This is a genomic window from uncultured Ferrimonas sp., from assembly GCF_947489035.1.
GTDB lineage: Bacteria > Pseudomonadota > Gammaproteobacteria > Enterobacterales > Shewanellaceae > Ferrimonas.
On sequence record NZ_CANLCI010000012.1, the window covers coordinates 1 to 17,169 of the forward strand.

Consider the following 17,169-nt stretch of genomic DNA (forward strand, 5'->3'; position numbering starts at 1 on the left):
TGCAAAGCTACTCCTGCTAGTAATTAAAGCTAGTAGAAATAGCGCAATAGTTAGCGATTTCATCATTGGCATATAACAGCTTATTAAGATGCCAAATGGCACTTTGTTTACAACGCCGGTTGGCATCTTTATTCCATTGTTGCATTTTTGTCACAAAGTCATCCCTTTTATTTTCAATAACTTAAGTTAAAAATTTGACCTTGTCGAGTATTGTCTGCGGGCATACACAGAATCGCGCTGTAAACAAAGTGCCACCCCTCCACGCTGTATAAAAACACAGTCAACGAGTCATCTAAGCCAACGCCGATGAAAAAGCCCAACTGGTGCGAAGTTGGGCTTCAACGATCAACGGGAACAGTACTGATCGGCTAACCGCCCGAATAGCTCTGCTCCCAGTCCTTCCATACCGGCTGCAGTCCCGCTTGGCTGATCGCCGCCGCCACTTGCGCTGGGCTGCGGTTATCGTCGATGTCGAACTGAGCCAGATCCGTTGATGGCTGGGCGTAGCCACCGGGGCGGGTGCTGGAGCCCGCGGATGCGGTGGTGATCCCAAGGCCAAAGGCGTTATCGCGAAAGGGTGCGGATTCGCGGGTGGATAACGACAGATCCACCTCGGGCGCAAATAACCGCAGCGCGGTGATCAGTTGCAGTAACTCACGTTCGCCCACCACCGATACGGGCTCAACCCCGCCAGTGCAGGGGCGCAGCCGTGGGAAGGAAACCGAATAGCGGCTGCGCCAATAGTGACGTTGCAGATAGTCCAGATGCAGCGCCAGTAGCGCCGCTTCTACCCGCCAATTGGCCATGCCCAACAACACCCCAATGCCGATTTTATCCATGCCCGCCTGCCCCAATCGTTCCGGTGTGGCCAAGCGGTAGTCAAAGTCGGTTTTGTTGCCGCGCAGATGATGCTGGGCGTAGGTACGGCGATGGTAGCTTTCTTGGTAGACCATCACCGCATCCAGCCCAAGGCGTTTCAGCTCGGCGTAATCGGCTTGGCTTAATGGCTGCACCTCCATCATCAAATAACTGAAGTGGGGTTTGATCTGCGGCAACACCTTGCGGAAGTAATCCATGCCAACCTTGGTTTCGTGTTCGCCGGTGACCAGCAGCAAGTTATCAAACCCCATCGCTTTGATGGCGGCGATCTCCGCCGCCAGTTCGTCATCAGACAGGGTATGGCGCTTAAGTTTATTGCTCATGGAAAAGCCGCAGTAGTCGCACTCGTTGGCGCACAGGTTGGACAGATACAGCGGCAGATACAAACCGATGGTGTTGCCAAAGCGTTGTCTTGTTAGCGCTTGGCTGCGCTGGGCTAATGGCTCGAGATAGGGCTGTGCCGCTGGCGACAACAGCACCAGAAAATCAGCCCACGTCAGCTTAGGTTTGACCAACACCTGCTCAACTTGGCTGGCGCTGCTGGCGTTGATCTGCAGCGCTAAGTCGTCCCAGTTGTGTTGCTGCAGTTGCGCTTGAAAGCTCACGATTGATCACCTAGGAATCCTGTCAGTGGGCTCGACGCTTGCGCTTGCTGCCGCACCGTACCTAAGCCCGCCTCATAGGCGGCGCGGCCAATTCGCACCGCGTCGCCAAAGGCGGCGGCCATCGCCAGCGGATCTTGCGCTACCGCAATGGCGGTATTCACCAACACCGCATCGGCCCCCAGCTCCATCGCCTTTACCGCATGGGATGGCGCGCCAATGCCCGCATCAACGATCACCGGCACCGACGCTTGCTCGATGATGATCTGCAAAAACGCTTCGGTTTGCAGCCCTTGGTTCGAACCAATGGGCGCGCCCAGTGGCATCACCGCCGCGCAGCCAACCTCCTCTAGACGCTTACACAACACCGGATCGGCGTGGCAGTAAGGCAGCACCACAAAGCCCTGTTTTACCAGAGCTTCAGCGGCGTTTAAGGTTTCGATGGGATCCGGCAACAGGTAGCGGGGATCCGGGTGAATTTCCAGTTTTAGCCAATGGGTGCCGATCGCTTCTCGTGCCAGTTGCGCTGCATATATCGCCTCTTTAGCATTTTTGGCACCAGAGGTATTCGGCAACAGCTTCACCCCTGCCTGCAACAATGGGCGATACAGATCCCCCTGCTGGCCACAGAGATCAACCCGCTTCATCGCCAAGGTGGCCATTTGTGAGCCAGAGGCGGCAATGGCGTCAGCCATCACTTGGTTATTGGCAAACTTGCCGGTGCCGGTAAACAGGCGCGATTCAAACTGGGTGTCTGCAATGGTTAACATGGTTAGCCCCCGGCAATAACAGAGAAGATGTCGATGCGATCGCCCGCATCAATCAGGGTGCTGGCCCATTGGCTGCGACTGACGATGGTGTCGTTCTGCGCCACCGCCACCCCGGCTTTGTCTTGCTGCAGAGCGTGCAGCAAGGCGGCGACGGTGGGCGTGCCCACCAGCAGCGTATTCAGATCTGCCGCTTGTTGATTCAAAATAATGTTCATGTTGTTCACTCTTGTTGCTCGGCGCTGCCACAGCTCGGACAGCGTGGATCGGCGCTTAGACGTAACCCCTGCCACCGTAGGGTGCGACCATCAAAACGGTGCAACAGCGGTGGCACCTCCAACTGCAGCAGTAACCGCAGTGCCAGCAATACCTGCATACTGGCAACCGTGCCCAACACCGGCCCCGCCACGCCCACTTCACGGCAGCTTTGCGCTTGCACTTCATCACCACCACTGAGGCAATGAAAACAGGGCCCGTCTGCCAAAATCGGCAACAGCTGCCCCTGCCAACCAACGGCAGCGGCGCTGATCAGCGGCACCTTGGCGGCACGGCAACCGTGGCTAAGTTGATGGCGGGCAGTAAAGTTGTCGGTGCAATCCAGCACCAGATCGATGTGACCATGTTGCCCCGCCAGCAGCTGCCGCAAAATGGCGCCGTTGATAAAGCGTTCTAACGCCACGGTGCGTACATTGGGGTTGTGCTGCGCCACCCATTGCTGGGCCATCAACGCCTTTGGCTCGGTTACCTGTTGCGGCTGATACAAGGTTTGCCGTGGCAGATTCGACAGCGACACCTTGTCGCCATCAGCCAGTAACAGACAGCCGATCCCTGCCCCCGCCAAATATTGCACCGCTGGGCAGCCAAGGCCGCCTAAGCCAACCACCAACACGGTTTTGTTGGCCAACCTAAGTTGCCCGGCCTCGCCCCACTCTGGCAGCAGCAATTGCCGACCGTAACGCAGGTATTGTTCGTCACTGAGGGTTTGCATTTGCGCTGCCCTCCGCATCAAGCGTGATCGCTTGATGATCGACCGCACTCTGTTGCGTTAACGGTTGTTTCAGTGCAGCAGCTAACTGTGCCAACGCCTGTTGTGGATCGGCCGATTCGGTTACCGCCCGCACTACCGCGATGCTGCCAACGCCGCACTGGGCCACCGCCGCAGCGCAGCGGATGTCGATGCCGCCGATTGCCACCGTTGGGTAATGTGGCTGCAACAGCTGCGCGTAGCGTTTCAGCCGCGTTAGCCCTTGAGGGGCCGACGCCATCTGTTTGGTCGGCGTAGCAAACACGTGCCCTAAGGCGATGTAACTGGGGCCAAGGCTGTGGGCGCGGGCGATTTCGTAGTAGCCGTGGGTTGATAACCCCAATCGCAACCCCGCCGCTTGAATGGCCGCCAGATCCGCGTCGGCCAAGTCCTCTTGCCCCAGATGCACCCCATAGGCACCGTGTTTGATCGCCAGTTGCCAATAGTCGTTAATAAACAGCCGTGCGTGATGGCGTTTGCCGCAGGCGATGGCCGCGGCGATATCGGCTTCCACCTGCTGTGGCGAACGGCTTTTGATCCGCAGTTGCAGCGTTTTTACGCCCAAGGCGAGCAGCCGCTCTACCCAAGCTAAGGAGTCCACCACCGGATAGACCCCCAGCTGCTTAGTGCCGCAACCCACAAATTGGTATGTAGGCAACTTATCTGTGGACTGCATAGCCGCAGCGGATTTGGGCGCGGTATGTCGCAGGTGAGCCACCATGCCATAAGCGCGGCCAAGCTCAGAGCTTGCTAACGCGATACGGGGAAAGCTGGCTAACTGCGTCGGCCAACCGGTGCGCGCCAATGGACCCGGCCCTTGCCCTAACTGGCAAGAGGCCTGCAAGCCGTTGTGCAGATAAGCGCGGGTTACGGTAACGCCATCAAGCAGGTCGTAGCCCAGTGCCAAGGTGGTGGCCAACGCCGCCGCTAAGGTGCAGCCGCTGCCGTGGGTGTTATGGGTGTTGATCCGTTCACCAACAAACAGCTGGCGCTGCTGGCCTTGGTAGAGCAGATCCACGCACTGCCGTTGATGGCACGCATCGGCAAAATGGTCAAAGTGGCCGCCCTTGGCTAACACCGCTTTGGCACCGCGACCACACAGCTGTTCACAGGCGTGCACCACCGCTTGCGGGCTGTCGATTGCCACCCCGGTGAGCGCCGCCAACTCATCGCCATTCGGCGTGATAAGAGTGACCAACGGCAGCAGCGGATCAAACCGTGTTACCACCGCCGAGTCGCTTGGGGCACTTAGGCGTGCGCCGGAGCTGGCCACCAGCACTGGATCAAGAATGATCGGCGGCAGCTGCGATTGCCGTGCTTGCAGCCAAACCGCCAGCAGCTCGATCTGGGCGGCGTCCGCCAGCAAACCAATCTTTATTGCCTGTGGCGGCAAGTCTGCCCACAACGCATCCAGTTGCGCCACCAACGAGCTGGCAGATAACGGCGCGATATGGGTAACCGCCACGCTGTTTTGGGCAGTAACGGCGGTGATGGCGCTGCAACCGTGGCCGCCTAAATCATGGATAGTAAGCAGATCGGCCTGAATGCCCGCGCCACCGCCGCTATCACTGCCAGCGATGGTCCACACTATCGGTCGGGTGGCGCCGCTCATGGCAGCACCTTGTCGTTGGTACTGATGGAGTGGTACAGCTCGGCACCGCCTTGGCGAAACTGCTCCGCTTTGGCTTGCATCGCATCATCCAATTGCCCCACCTCTATCGAATGAGCTTGCTCGGCAAAGTTCGGGTTGGCGGCGGCAAAGTCGCGCACCTCTTGGGTGATCTTCATCGAGCAGAATTTAGGGCCACACATCGAGCAAAAATGGGCGACCTTGGCGCTTTCTTGCGGCAAGGTGGCATCGTGATACGCCTTGGCGGTGTCGGGATCCAGCGACAGGTTAAATTGATCGTCCCAGCGAAACTCAAACCGCGCCAAACTGAGGGCGTTATCGCGGATTTGCGATCCCGGATGGCCCTTGGCCACATCCGCCGCGTGGGCGGCAATTTTGTAGGCGATAAGGCCCTGCTTCACGTCTTCTTTGTCCGGTAAGCCCAGGTGCTCTTTGGGGGTGACGTAACAGAGCATGGCGCAGCCGTACCAACCAATCATTGCGGCGCCAATGCCGCTGGTGAAGTGATCGTAACCCGGCGCCACGTCGGTGATCTGCGGCCCCAAGGTGTAAAACGGCGCCTCGAAACAGTCTTCCAGCTGTTTCTCCATGTTGATTTTGATCAGGTGCATCGGCACATGGCCGGGGCCTTCGATGATCACCTGCACGTCGTATCGCCACGCGATTTTGGTCAGCTCGCCCAAGGTTTGCAGCTCGGCAAACTGGGCACGGTCATTGGCATCGACAATGGCACCAGGGCGCATGCCATCCCCCAAGCTTAACGACACATCGTACTGCGCGCAGATCTGACAGATCTCGGCAAAATGCTCATAAAGGAAGCTCTCTTTGTGGTGCGCCAAACACCACTTAGCCATGATCGAGCCACCACGAGACACCATGCCGGTCACTCGCTCGGCGGTCATCGGCACATAACGCAGCAGCACACCCGCGTGGATGGTGAAGTAATCCACCCCCTGCTCCGCTTGCTCAATCAAGGTATCGCGGAACACTTCCCAGCTGAGATCTTCGGCCACACCGTTGACCTTCTCCAGCGCTTGGTAGATCGGCACCGTGCCGATGGGCACCGGGCTGTTGCGGATGATCCATTCGCGGGTTTCGTGGATATGGCGACCGGTGGAGAGATCCATCACCGTATCGGCGCCCCAGCGGCACGACCACACCAACTTTTCCACTTCCTCCTCAATCGACGACGACACCGACGAGTTTCCGATGTTGGCGTTCACCTTCACCAAGAAGTTGCGACCGATGATCATCGGCTCTGCTTCTGGGTGGTTGATGTTGGCGGGAATGATGGCGCGGCCAGCAGCCACTTCTGCCCGCACGAACTCTGGGGTGATCGACTCCGGCAGATTAGCGCCGAAGCTCTGCCCCGGATGGGCCTTGAGCAAAATTTCGTTGCGTACTCGCTCGCGCCCCAAGTTTTCACGGATGGCGATGTATTCCATCTCTGGGGTGATGATCCCTTGGCGAGCGTAATGAATTTGAGTCACCACCTTGCCCGCCTGCGCTTTGCGCGGTTTCGGCAGCTGTTCAAACCGCAGGTGATCAAAACCGCCATCGGCCAAACGCTGCTGGGTAAAGTGCGAACTCACCCCGTCCAATTCAGCGCTATCACCGCGCTCAATGATCCAGTTGCGCCGCAGTGGCTTGAGCCCGGCACGCACATCCAGCGTTGACGCAGGATCGGTGTAAGGACCGGCGGTGTCGTACACCGGCACCGGTTCGTTTTCACGGGTGATGGGGTTGGCTTGGTCGCCACCAATCAGCGACGGCGACAAGGCGATTTCGCGCATGCCGACTTGAATGTCGTCGCGGCTGCCTTGCAGGTACAGCTTGGTGGAATTGGGGAAAGGATGGCCCTTTAAGCTATCCAAATATTGCTGGGCTTGTGCCCGTACTTCGCGTCTGTTCGACATAACAATCTCCAAGCCTTCACTGGCTAGTTTGAGGGAAATTGTCTGCCGGACGTGCATCCTGTAGTGAACAATTTGTGCGCCCAGTCGAACTGGTGCAAGCGCGTTAATGGCGCAAATACTGACTGGGCGTTGCTTGTTTTCCTACGCCGGTACTAACCGGTTCAGGTTCCACGGATCCCGCTACTGCGATCTCAGCCTTGGGTAATTTTACCCTTGGCACTCCGACAAGACAGGGGGAGTATAGCCACAGTTTTACTGGCGCATCAAGGGCGGCCACCGTTGTTCACACGGGCAGATCCCTCAAAGCAAAACGGGGCAAGTTAGCTGTTATTTTGACGAAGTTAGCAGCGAGTTTGTTGGGTTTGGCGGCAAGCAAGGATCTAAATTAATACGACGAGCATGAGCAAGAGTGAAATAAAAAATACCGCCGACTGCTGAGTTTTCCAGCATCCGTAAACACCACGGCTGAAAACACCTACGGCACTGGCTGCGATCCGAGGCCATTACCCGATAAACAACAACGCCCGCAATGGCGGGCGTTGGTTAGTTTTTGGCGGCTTGGGCGGCTTCGTCCCGTAGGGCTTGGGCAACTTGCTTAATCGCATCGTCGGCTTTCACCCCCGTGGCCATCAACGCTTGAATGCGCTCAACCGCTTGTTGTTGTTGCTCGTGGGTTAGCCCCAGTAGATCAGACATTGTGCTCTCCTTTAATCAAGCGGCGCATTTTTGTTGGTTTTGGCTGCCATTGCAACTGCAGCGGCAGTTGCTAACCAGTCAGACTTAAGCAAACCGTACAGATCGCTGTCGGACTTAACCCCATCCACCACCCAGCGCTGGCGCAACCGCCCTTCATGTTGGAATCCCAACCGTTGCAGCAAACGGGCAGAGCCACCGTTGTTGGGATCAATATCCGCCTCGAGCCGATTGAGCCCCATGTCAGCAAAACATAAGTGAACAATGGCACCGAGTGCCTCGCTCATCAGCCCCTGCCCCCACATCGAACGCGACAACATATAGCCTACTTCTGCGCGGCGATTTTGCGCAGAGAGGGCAAACACACTTAGGGTGCCGACGATCTGGCCGGTGCTGCCCTGCTTGATAAGCCACATCATGCTGTCGTCAGATTGCCACGCGCTAACGCCGCGATCCACCAGGTGCTGCGCTTGGGTGAGCTTGGTAAACGGCGGGCAACTCCAGTAACGCATCGCTTCCACGTCGCTGTACAGCGGCATAAGCGCACTGGCATCACAACGTTGCACCGGGCGCAGTCGACAGCGCGCCGTGATGATTGGTTGATTGGGTAATTTCACATCACACCTTTAGTTATTGAAAAACGGTTACTAAGCCTAAGAGCATTGGCGGGATCCCAAGCTTAACCCCTTGCAACACGGGCACCCTAACGGCAATTGCAGTTGGTCAGACCCATTGCCCAATGCCAATTCGATTGGTAATCTTGCTGCCCTGCAATTTAGGAGTTTGCTTGTGACCCCCCTGTTAGAACGCGATATCTACCTGTTTGACCTCGATAACACCCTCTACCACCCGAAAGAGCAGATCATTGAACAGATTGTTGTGCGCATGCGCGATGTGGTGGCCAAACAGATGCAACTGCCAACAGAGCAAGCCTACGAACTGTGTGAAGACTACTACCTGAAATACGGTGGCACCTTGCGCGGCTTGCAGCTGCACCATCCAGAGCTGGATATCGACGAGATCTCGTTCAAAGCACACCATGTGGATCTGCAAAACGTGCAGGCCGACAGTGCCTTACAGCAAGCGTTAAGCGACAACAGCAAAACCCGTTACGTGTTTACCAATTCGCCGCGGCCATACGCCGAGCGGATGCTGCAACATTTGGGCTTGGCGGATCACTTCAGCGGCATTTTCAGTGTTGAACAAACCCGCAACTACCAGATGAAGCCCGATCCCCATGCGTTTGAGCGGATCTGCCAGCAGTTCAATTTTAGCGCCACCGATGCGGTGATGTTTGACGATCAACCCTCCAACCTGGCTACGGCCAAAGCGATGGGGATGCGTACCGTTTTGGTTAACCGCTTTGATCTGGATGAGCACAGCGCCTGTTACCGCACCGAACAACTGCCTAAGTTTCTCAGCAAGCTGAACCAAGCTCGTTAAGGCATTCGCGCAGCAGATGTGGCGGCATCAATTATACTGTGGCGGTTAGCTGCGACCGATGATGGACCGCCATGTTTCGACACTTTTACCTGTGCACCAGCTTGTGGGAACTCGATCTTATCGAGCGCGAGCTGCAGCAAGTTGGGCTGCGGCCAAGCCAAATTCATGTGCTGAGCGCCCAGCCACAATTGGCCGATCGATTTCACCTTAATCCCCTTAATGAGTTTTGGTACTACAACTTGCCTCGTTCCTTGGCTGCCGGCACCGTTATTGGCGCGGCTGTTGCTGGGCTGGTGTTAGCTGCTGCGGATATCGGTGGGCTGGCGATACAGATAGGCAGCTGGGTGCCGATTGGCATGTTAGCGTTGCTGCTGGGGTTGTTCTGCGCGTGGCAAGGCGGTTTTATCGGCTTGCAGTGCCCCCATCATCAACTGGGGCGTTACCAGCAAGCGGTGCGATCTGGCATGCATTTGCTGTTGGTGGATGTCAGCTTCACCGAGCGGCCACGACTACAGCAGGTAATGAGCAACCACCCGCTGGTGCTGCACGACGGCTGCCGCATCGCTTCGGATCGCTACTTCATGCAGCTGCAAGACTTGTGGCACTAACACACGCTGCATTAACACTTAAGTCGATGCAAACTTAGTGCTTTCTCTACAGCAACCACTGATAGTGGCGCAGTGGCAAGCTGATCAACACGCTCAGCAGCAGCCACAACAACAGCATCCCTTGCCAGTAATGTTGCAGCAGCGTGAGTTGCCGATAGCCGCTATTGATCTGTCGGTGCCAGTAGTTTTGCAGCACTCGGCTCCAAGCCAGCAAGCCCCCCAGCATCAGCACAATCATGGCGCCGTAGTGCCACAGCACAAAGCTTGGTAACACCAATTCACTCAGCACCTTAGCCTGCAACTGCATAAACACCACGGTGCAGATCCCCGCCGTAACCAACATCCCTTTGCTTAAGGCCGGTGCCCGAAAGGTAAACCACTGCGCGGCCATCATCAGTAAGCAGCTCAACAGCAACACGAAGCTGCTCCCTTGGTGCGCTTGCATTGGCAGGATCACCCAACTGGGTTCAGCCCCCATAAAGCCTCGGCGTAGCTGCCATAAGATGCTCAGCGCGGCAATCAGTAGCAGCGCCAACAGCGCCGCCGATAGGCGGTTACGCTGCAGTTTCAGTTGCGGTTCGTTGTTGGCTTGCTGCTGCAGTTGCTGCCACAGCGATACGGGTGTGGTCATAGAGCTGTCCTTAATGATTGACGCTCTTTGAGTATGGTTGAGATTAATCATTCGGCAGCAAAAACAAGGCGGTAGTTTAGGATTTGGCACTGTCGCGAGGCTGGTTGTGCGCGGGTTATGGTTCGCCTTGGTGGATTGACCCAGCCGCTTTTTAGACAAAAAAACGGCTGGCACCGGCCAGCCGTTTTGTCTGCATCAATTACAGATCATTTTAGGGTATTGATGTACGCCACCAAGGCGTCCAGTTCTGCTTCAGATAAAGGCATCGCTGGCATCGCTGGGGCAAAACCTTCCACAATTTGTGCATTCGGGTTGGTGATGGCGGCACGAAGATAGGCGTCATCGGCCACGGCGCTGGTGCCATCGGTAAAGCTGCGCTCGGTGCCTGCTAACCCACCCCACCCGGGGCCAATCATCTTGGCATCCGTGGTGCTGTGACAGGCAACGCAGCCTTTGGTGGTGGCCAGTGATTTACCATCCAACTTCTGCTCAGCCATCGCCCCATCGGCTTTTGCCATCATATCGGCGGCGCCAGCTTTGGCGCTGTCCATGGCATCCCCCGCCATCGCTTTCGCCCCATCAACGGCATCATTGGCGGCGGCTTTCGCGCCTTCCATCGCATCATCGGCACCGGCTTTGGCGGCGTCAACCGCATCGGCCGCTTTCGCTTTGGCCTCGTCCAGCGCGCTGCTGGCCGCCTGTTGCGCTTCGTCAGCCGCGGCGGCGGTTTCTTGCTTGGCGCTTTCCACCGCGTCTGCGGTTTGCTCCATCGCCTTATCAACCGCAGCCGTTACGCTGGATTCCTCTTTTGCTGCTTCCTGCTTAGGTTGTTCCGAACAGCCACTAACCAAGGCTGCCGCCAGTAACGACATGGTTAATGCTGGTAATACCGATTTTGTTCTCATCAATTATCCCTCTTGAATGCAACCTTTTCCGGCGTGAGGCCGGGACTTCGCATCGATCGTTGCGTACGACAAAACACATGAATCATCAGCCTGTAACCCAAGCGATGACGCTACTGTAATACGGAAAACCGATGCGATTAGACTCATCACTGCCGATAAAACTTGAGTCATGCACTCAAGTTAGCCAAATGTGGTGACAGTAACCAGCACAACTGAAGATTGTTCAATGACAGAATAACCAAGCGCCCCGTTTAGCCAGTGCTAAGCGGGGGCTAATCCCAAGGTGCAGCTAGGGGGCGATTAAAGACGGGCTTACTTGCGGGTGTAGAGCGCAAAGGCTGGGTGGGCTTGCAGTGGCTTCATGCTGCCGCGCAACGAGAAATTGTAACCACACAGGGTAAAGCTGCCGCGCATCGCCACATCAAACACAATGTCTGCGGCATCCAGTGGCGAGAAATAGGCGTAGTAGATGTCGTTTGGCCACACCTCGACTTTCACTGGGCGGAAGCTGTCGCCATTGTTGAAATCCGCCGCCGCACAGCTGCGATCGCCACGGGCGCTCAACAGTGACCAGAGCTCACCTTGTTGTGCCGGATCCCCCGGCCAGCTGATCAGCAGCGTGTCGTCGGCCAAGGCTAATTGAAAGCTGTCTGGCAAGGTCACCTGCGCTTTAAATGCCGGCGCGGTGGCGGTTGTTGCGGCGGCATCGCTGGGGTGTTCTGCGACCGCTGGGGTTGGCTCGGCAGACGGCCAAAACGCGATAGCCGTAACCCCCACAATGCCCACGGCGGCAGCGGCCAGTAGCGGTTTCCACTGCTGCCGCAATCGAGTTTGCAGCGTGGTGGCCACCGCAGCCCAGTCGGTGGCGGGGCTGGTGCTGTGTTCATCCCAGTGGTGCTGCTCTGGCACGGCACGGCTTTCGCCATTCAAAGAAGGCTCTACCCGCATCCCAGCAAGCTGGGCTTGACCTTGTAAGGCGGGGCCGCTGTAGCCCCACTGACTGGCTTGAGCCGCCCCTTTGCTGGGCAACAACGCCAACACCGTGGTCATCGCGACCGGCAGGATCAGCGCCAGCAAGGCACCGCCGCCCACGGCAACTTGAGCCAAGGCAAACAGCAACCACGCCAAGGCCAACAACCAGGCTAACCCCAATGGTCGACCGGCTTGGCGCAAACGGCGTTGGCCACTAAGCCAACTGAGCGGCGCGGCGACGACAGCCAGTAACGCAGGCGCACTAAATTGCATCGGCGTGTTGTAGAACAAACCGCTGAGCAGCAACAACGCCACCACGATGGCGGCTTGGATCGCCACAACTCTCACGCCGCTATCGTGGCCGTGAGTACATATCAGTGTGCGAGCTAAAGACACTGCCGTTCCTCATAAATTAAGTAATGAGCGGAGGTTATCGTAATTCGACCGCGCTGATAATGGCTAACAGCACGGTTCGTACAAAGAAGCCGCAACCTAGGTGAAAAAAGCAAAGCTGGCAGAACCGATTACCCTTAACGGTAGAAACACACTGCAATACAAAGGAACTGTGATGCAGCTTAGTTGGATCGACGCCGCCATCGTATTGGCGTACTTATGTGCCACGGTGATCATCGGCTTAATGATGAAACGCCGCGCCAGCAAGAATTTGAAAAGTTATTTTCAAGGCGGCAAGCAGATGCCGTGGTATCTGCTGGGCTTGTCCAATGCCTCGGGCATGTTCGATATCTCCGGCACCATGTGGCTGGTGTCGCTGTGCTTTTTGTATGGCATGAAAAGCATCTGGATCCCGTGGTTATGGCCGGTGTTCAATCAGGTGTTCTTAATGGTCTACCTGTCTATCTGGCTGCGCCGTTCCAATGTGCTGACTGGGGCGGAATGGATCAACACCCGCTTTGGGCTGGATCGCGGCGCAACCCTATCCCATCTTGTGGTGGTGGCCTTTGCCTTGATCAGCGTGCTGGGCTTTCTGGCCTACGGCTTTGTTGGTGTGGGTAAGTTCATTGAGATTTTTATCCCTTGGAGCGCCGTTGGCCCGCTGCTGCCTTTTGCGTTACCCGCCCAGTATGTGCCCCATTTCTACGGCGTCATCTTTACCTCTATCGCCACCTTTTATGTGGTGATGGGCGGCATGTACAGCATCGTTTGGACCGACGTATTGCAGTTCAGCATCATGACCGTGGCGGCACTGACCATCGGCGTGATCGCGATGATGAGCGTATCGCCAGCGCAATTGCAGGCTGCGGTTCCCGCAGGCTGGGCCGATCCACTGTTTGGTTGGGATCTGGATATTGATTGGCAAAACCTGATCCCCGCAGCGGTCGATAAGGTCGGCCAAGACGGCTATTCGCTGTTTGGGCTGCTGGTGATGATGATGCTGTTTAAGGGGGTATTAGTCAGCGCCGCAGGGCCTGCCCCGAACTACGACATGCAAAAAATCCTCGCCACCAAAAGCCCCCGCGAAGGCGCTCTGATGAGTGGCTTTGTGTCGGTGGCGTTAATGCCAATTCGCTATTTCTTGATTGCTGGCTTTGCGGTGCTGGCGGTGGTGTATTTCGATCGCTTGGATCTGGTGCGTGGCGACCGCATCGATTTTGAAAACATTCTGCCTACGGCGATGTTGGAATTTGTGCCCACCGGTCTGTTGGGGCTGTTACTGGCGGGGCTATTGGCGGCGTTTATGTCGACCTTTGCGTCAACGGTCAATGCCGCCCCCGCCTATCTGGTTAACGACATCTACCGCCGCTACTTTCGCCCAGACGCCTCGGATCGCACCCTCATTCGCGCCAGTTACTTGGTGTCGGTATTGGTGGTGTTGATCAGCACCGGCATTGGCTTATTTGTTAGCAGCATCAACAGCGTGTTGCAGTGGTTGGTGTCGGGCTTATGGGGCGGCTACACCGTGGCGAATGTACTGAAGTGGTATTGGTGGCGCTTAAACGGCCACGGCTATTTCTGGAGCATGGCCAGCGGCATTGGTGCCAGTTTGCTGTTGCCGCCGCTGGTGCTGGCCTTAGGGCTGGATAGCATCATGCCATGGCTGGGCTCGGATCTGTTGCCACTGTACCTGTTCCCACTGGTGTTAGTGATTTCCCTATTGACCGCCATCGTGGTGAGCCTGAACACCGCAGCGGTAGACAATCAGACATTACAGCAGTTCTACCGTACCGTGCGGCCATGGGGTTTTTGGCAACCCATCGCCCAGCAAGTGGAAAGCAGCAGCCCTAATTTTCCCCACAACCGAAACTTTGGCAGCGACATGAGCAATGTGGCGTTGGGGGTATTAGCGCAAACCTGCTTGGTGGCCTTGCCGATATTTACCGTATTGCAGGATTTCCAACGGGCGGGGATCGCGTTGGTGTTGCTGTTGGTGAGCGCGGTGCTATTAAAACGCAATTGGTACGATCGCTTAGATAGCCACGAACCCACCGAAGCCACGGTTAGCCCAATTTCGCCAACGACGGTCAATTAGTGCCGCCACTCGCCGTGGCGCAGCTGGTGTTTAACTGAGGCGTGGCGTGACTTAACTTGGCTTGAACTTAGCTTAGGAGCATGGATGAATTGCATTGCTCTGGCAGCAGCCCTGACGCGGGTTGCTGCCCGTCATTTCGATTGCACGCGCGTTGCTCAGTCTGCGCGGATCTGCACGGTAAACACCGGCACGGGCAGCACAACCGATTGCACCGCCTTGTGTAGCCACACCAACTCCGACTTGTAGCTGCCATCGGCAGAGAAGTAGCACAGCTCAACCTCAAACTCGCCGTCGGTATAGCCACAGGTCACAATCTCTGATTGCACCTCGGGGTGATCGACATACACCGACAGCGCCTTTTCTACCTTGCTCACCAGCTCCGGCTCCAGCTCGAAACTGACGTCGATCCGCATCAATGAAAATGATGCAGGTTGCTTCCCTTTAAACTTCGCTTGCATTGGCGTCTAACCACTATATGTTGCGTTAACCGCAGTTTACTCTATCTATACAAGCTATCAACCGCGATTGTGGTAACCCCAAAGCAACGAAATAAAAGTTGCTTTTTTCCTTGCAAAAAGGGAAATCGAATGCAGCTGACTGTTTCCCAACCACTCTTAAAAAAAACTGAAAAAACGATGCGATTTCTGATGGAAACCGCCTCAGGTTTTCATTAGAATCTCCGGCCTTTGAAAGACCCAGTCCGCGTATCCACCGTGCTTGTTGAGGCAGTAGAATGAAACCAAAATTTGAATTAGTCGCAGTTGAAGGCAACATTGGCGTAGGTAAATCTACCCTGGTGCCCAAGCTGGTCGAGCACCTCAACGCCATGGACGAACGTCCTTGGAAAATGATTCTGGAAGACGTTGATACCAACCCAGAATTCAAGCGCCTGTTGGCCGAGTTCACTCAGGATCCAACCAAGCGCATTAACTTCCAGCGTTTCATCACCAATCACCGCGCCGAGCTGTGTGCGGATCTGGATCCAGCCTACAACTACGTGCTGGAGCGCTCGTTGTACTCTGATCTGGTGTTCTGTCAGGCCAACTTGCAAGAAGCGTGTCGCCCAGACGGCGAAGATCTGACTTACTACTACGACATCTGGGACAAGTTGGACGACTACCCACGAGTAACTTCCGTGGTGTACCTGCGCTCAAACCCACAGATCGCCTTCCAGCGTATGCTGAACCGTGGCCGCGATGCCGAAGATGGCACCCCACTGGGTTACATCCAGCTGATCTCCGATTGCCACGATGCCTTTTTGCCACACATCTGTGAACGCAAAGGTACCATGCTGCTTACCGAGCAGTGGGATCACTTCGGCGACGCCATGCGTTTGGCCCGTCGTATCCTGCACAAGCTGTAAATCAGTTTGGCAGCAGCAAAAAACCGGCTTAGGCCGGTTTTTTTGTCGCTGAAAAAAGCACCAGTAGCGGCTAGCCGGGCGGCCAGCTTGACGCCCGGCTACAAACCCATCTGCCGCACGGCCAAATCGCGCATGATCTCCTCGCTGCCGCCGCCAATGGCCATGATCTTCACCTCACGGTAAATGCGCTCCACCGGATTACCGCGCATGTAGCCAGCGCCGCCTAAGATCTGCATCGCTTCTGATGCGACAAACTCCAACGCCTTACTGGCCGAGAACTTCAACTTACACAGCTGCTCTACCGCTTGCTGGCCCTGATTCATCTGCCAACAGACACGATCCAAATAGGCCGAAACCATCTCGGTGCGAGCCGACATGTCTGCAATCTTGTGGCGGATCACTTGGTGCTTAATCAGCGGCTTACCAAAGGTGTGCCGCTCTTGGCTGTAGCCAATGCAATGCTCTAAACACAGCATCATCATGCCAACGCACTGCGCCGCTATCGCCAAGCGTTCATTGTTGAAGTTATCCATGATCGCGCGAAAACCATGGTGTTGCTCCCCCAACAAATTCGCCGCGGGCAGCAAGCAATCATCAAAAAACAGTGTGGCTTGATCGCTGGCCCACCAGCCCATTTTGTTGCCCAGTTCGCTGCGGCTAAAACCGGCTCGATCCGCCTCCACCAAAAACAACGAGATCCCCGCGATCCCGGCCTCGCCGGTGCGGGCCGCCACCACAAAATGATCGCTGCTCATGCCGCCGGTGATGAAGGTTTTGCTGCCATTAAGGCAAAAGTGGTTGCCATCCCAACGGGCGCGGGTCTGTAAGTTCGCCACGTCCGAGCCGCCGCTGGGCTCGGTAATGGCCAACGCCGAACCGCGCTGGCCGGAGACAATCGCAGGCAACAGCTGCTGTTTTTGCGTTTCGCTGGCCAGCCGGTGCAACAACCCAACGGAGATCCCGCGTCCGCCCACCGCCGCCGCAATGCCGGTGGCGCCGCATTGGGCTAATTCGATGTTGGCATCGGCGCGCATAAAGGCATCATCAAAACCCAAACCGCCGTAGCATTCATCCACCCCAAAACCAAACAACCCCAGCTGACCTAAATCGGTGTGTACGTGCCACGGCACCGTGCCCGCTTCATCCCATTCGTTGGCGTTGGGGGTCAGCTGTTGCGCCACATAACGGCGCAACGAATGACGAAAGGCGCGGCGCTGTTCGTTATCAAATGGCTTCGCCATCGGCGCC

Annotated in this window: 17 protein-coding genes and 1 riboswitch; of the genes, 4 read left to right on the forward strand and 13 right to left on the reverse strand. The window is 56.5% G+C overall.

Translation table 11 applies throughout. From position 1 onward, the window contains the following. Positions 1–368: 368 nt before the first annotated feature. The 8 genes from thiH to Q0796_RS08995 all read right to left on the reverse strand — a co-directional run bounded on the left by thiH (position 369) and on the right by Q0796_RS08995 (position 8,128). Positions 369–1,484, reverse strand: a complete 1,116-nt coding sequence (gene thiH, locus Q0796_RS08960) for a 2-iminoacetate synthase ThiH (protein WP_298442107.1) — start codon at positions 1,482–1,484, stop codon at positions 369–371. Then, on the reverse strand, positions 1,481–2,251 hold the full coding sequence (locus Q0796_RS08965; RefSeq protein WP_298442109.1) for a thiazole synthase: 771 nt from the start codon (positions 2,249–2,251) through the stop codon (positions 1,481–1,483). The genes thiH and Q0796_RS08965 overlap by 4 nt, the downstream gene beginning before the upstream one ends. A gap of 2 nt (positions 2,252–2,253) precedes the next feature. Further along, entirely contained in the window at positions 2,254–2,466 is a 213-nt protein-coding gene (thiS, locus tag Q0796_RS08970) for a sulfur carrier protein ThiS (RefSeq protein ID WP_298442112.1), read from the reverse strand. Positions 2,467–2,471: 5 nt separating this feature from the next. Then, positions 2,472–3,236, reverse strand: a complete 765-nt coding sequence (locus Q0796_RS08975; RefSeq protein WP_298442115.1) for a HesA/MoeB/ThiF family protein — start codon at positions 3,234–3,236, stop codon at positions 2,472–2,474. After that, positions 3,220–4,884 carry a thiamine phosphate synthase gene (thiE, locus tag Q0796_RS08980; RefSeq protein ID WP_298442116.1) on the reverse strand — a complete coding sequence of 555 codons (1,665 nt, stop codon included), beginning with the start codon at positions 4,882–4,884 and terminating at the stop codon, positions 3,220–3,222. The genes Q0796_RS08975 and thiE overlap by 17 nt, the downstream gene beginning before the upstream one ends. After that, positions 4,881–6,818 carry a phosphomethylpyrimidine synthase ThiC gene (thiC, locus tag Q0796_RS08985; protein ID WP_298442117.1) on the reverse strand — a complete coding sequence of 646 codons (1,938 nt, stop codon included), beginning with the start codon at positions 6,816–6,818 and terminating at the stop codon, positions 4,881–4,883. Before thiC ends, thiE begins: the two co-directional genes overlap by 4 nt. Positions 6,819–6,938: 120 nt before the next feature. Next, positions 6,939–7,052: riboswitch (TPP riboswitch) on the reverse strand. A 309-nt stretch (positions 7,053–7,361) separates the two neighbouring features. After that, a complete protein-coding gene (locus tag Q0796_RS08990; protein ID WP_298442118.1) occupies positions 7,362–7,514 on the reverse strand; it encodes a YoaH family protein in 153 nt (50 codons plus the stop codon). 11 nt (positions 7,515–7,525) lie between these two features. Beyond that, positions 7,526–8,128, reverse strand: a complete 603-nt coding sequence (locus tag Q0796_RS08995; RefSeq protein ID WP_298442119.1) for a GNAT family protein — start codon at positions 8,126–8,128, stop codon at positions 7,526–7,528. A gap of 172 nt (positions 8,129–8,300) precedes the next feature. On the opposite strand from Q0796_RS08995, the gene Q0796_RS09000 reads away from it, so the two are divergent. Both Q0796_RS09000 and Q0796_RS09005 read left to right on the forward strand, forming a co-directional pair. Next, entirely contained in the window at positions 8,301–8,954 is a 654-nt protein-coding gene (locus Q0796_RS09000; protein WP_298442121.1) for a pyrimidine 5'-nucleotidase, read from the forward strand. A 71-nt stretch (positions 8,955–9,025) separates the two neighbouring features. Then, positions 9,026–9,562, forward strand: a complete 537-nt coding sequence (locus Q0796_RS09005; protein WP_298442123.1) for a hypothetical protein — start codon at positions 9,026–9,028, stop codon at positions 9,560–9,562. 46 nt (positions 9,563–9,608) lie between these two features. On the opposite strand, the gene Q0796_RS09010 is transcribed toward Q0796_RS09005, so the two are convergent. From Q0796_RS09010 to Q0796_RS09020, 3 genes are all read right to left on the reverse strand, one after another. Further along, positions 9,609–10,193, reverse strand: coding sequence for a hypothetical protein (locus Q0796_RS09010; protein WP_298442124.1), 585 nt, complete (start codon positions 10,191–10,193; stop codon positions 9,609–9,611). 206 nt (positions 10,194–10,399) lie between these two features. Next, entirely contained in the window at positions 10,400–11,098 is a 699-nt protein-coding gene (locus Q0796_RS09015) for a cytochrome c (RefSeq protein ID WP_298442126.1), read from the reverse strand. 312 nt (positions 11,099–11,410) lie between these two features. Further along, a complete protein-coding gene (locus Q0796_RS09020; RefSeq protein ID WP_298442128.1) occupies positions 11,411–12,466 on the reverse strand; it encodes a hypothetical protein in 1,056 nt (351 codons plus the stop codon). A gap of 172 nt (positions 12,467–12,638) precedes the next feature. On the opposite strand from Q0796_RS09020, the gene Q0796_RS09025 reads away from it, so the two are divergent. Then, positions 12,639–14,558, forward strand: coding sequence for a sodium:solute symporter family protein (locus Q0796_RS09025; protein ID WP_298442129.1), 1,920 nt, complete (start codon positions 12,639–12,641; stop codon positions 14,556–14,558). A 155-nt stretch (positions 14,559–14,713) separates the two neighbouring features. Here the strand turns inward: Q0796_RS09025 and Q0796_RS09030 are convergent, their stop codons facing one another. Beyond that, on the reverse strand, positions 14,714–15,016 hold the full coding sequence (locus tag Q0796_RS09030) for a hypothetical protein (RefSeq protein WP_298442131.1): 303 nt from the start codon (positions 15,014–15,016) through the stop codon (positions 14,714–14,716). 275 nt (positions 15,017–15,291) lie between these two features. Here Q0796_RS09030 and Q0796_RS09035 point away from each other — a divergent pair, with 275 nt between their 5' ends. After that, positions 15,292–15,921 carry a deoxynucleoside kinase gene (locus tag Q0796_RS09035; RefSeq protein WP_298442132.1) on the forward strand — a complete coding sequence of 210 codons (630 nt, stop codon included), beginning with the start codon at positions 15,292–15,294 and terminating at the stop codon, positions 15,919–15,921. A gap of 98 nt (positions 15,922–16,019) precedes the next feature. On the opposite strand, the gene Q0796_RS09040 is transcribed toward Q0796_RS09035, so the two are convergent. After that, positions 16,020–17,162, reverse strand: a complete 1,143-nt coding sequence (locus tag Q0796_RS09040) for an acyl-CoA dehydrogenase family protein (protein ID WP_298442134.1) — start codon at positions 17,160–17,162, stop codon at positions 16,020–16,022. Between the last annotated feature and the right edge of the window lie 7 nt (positions 17,163–17,169).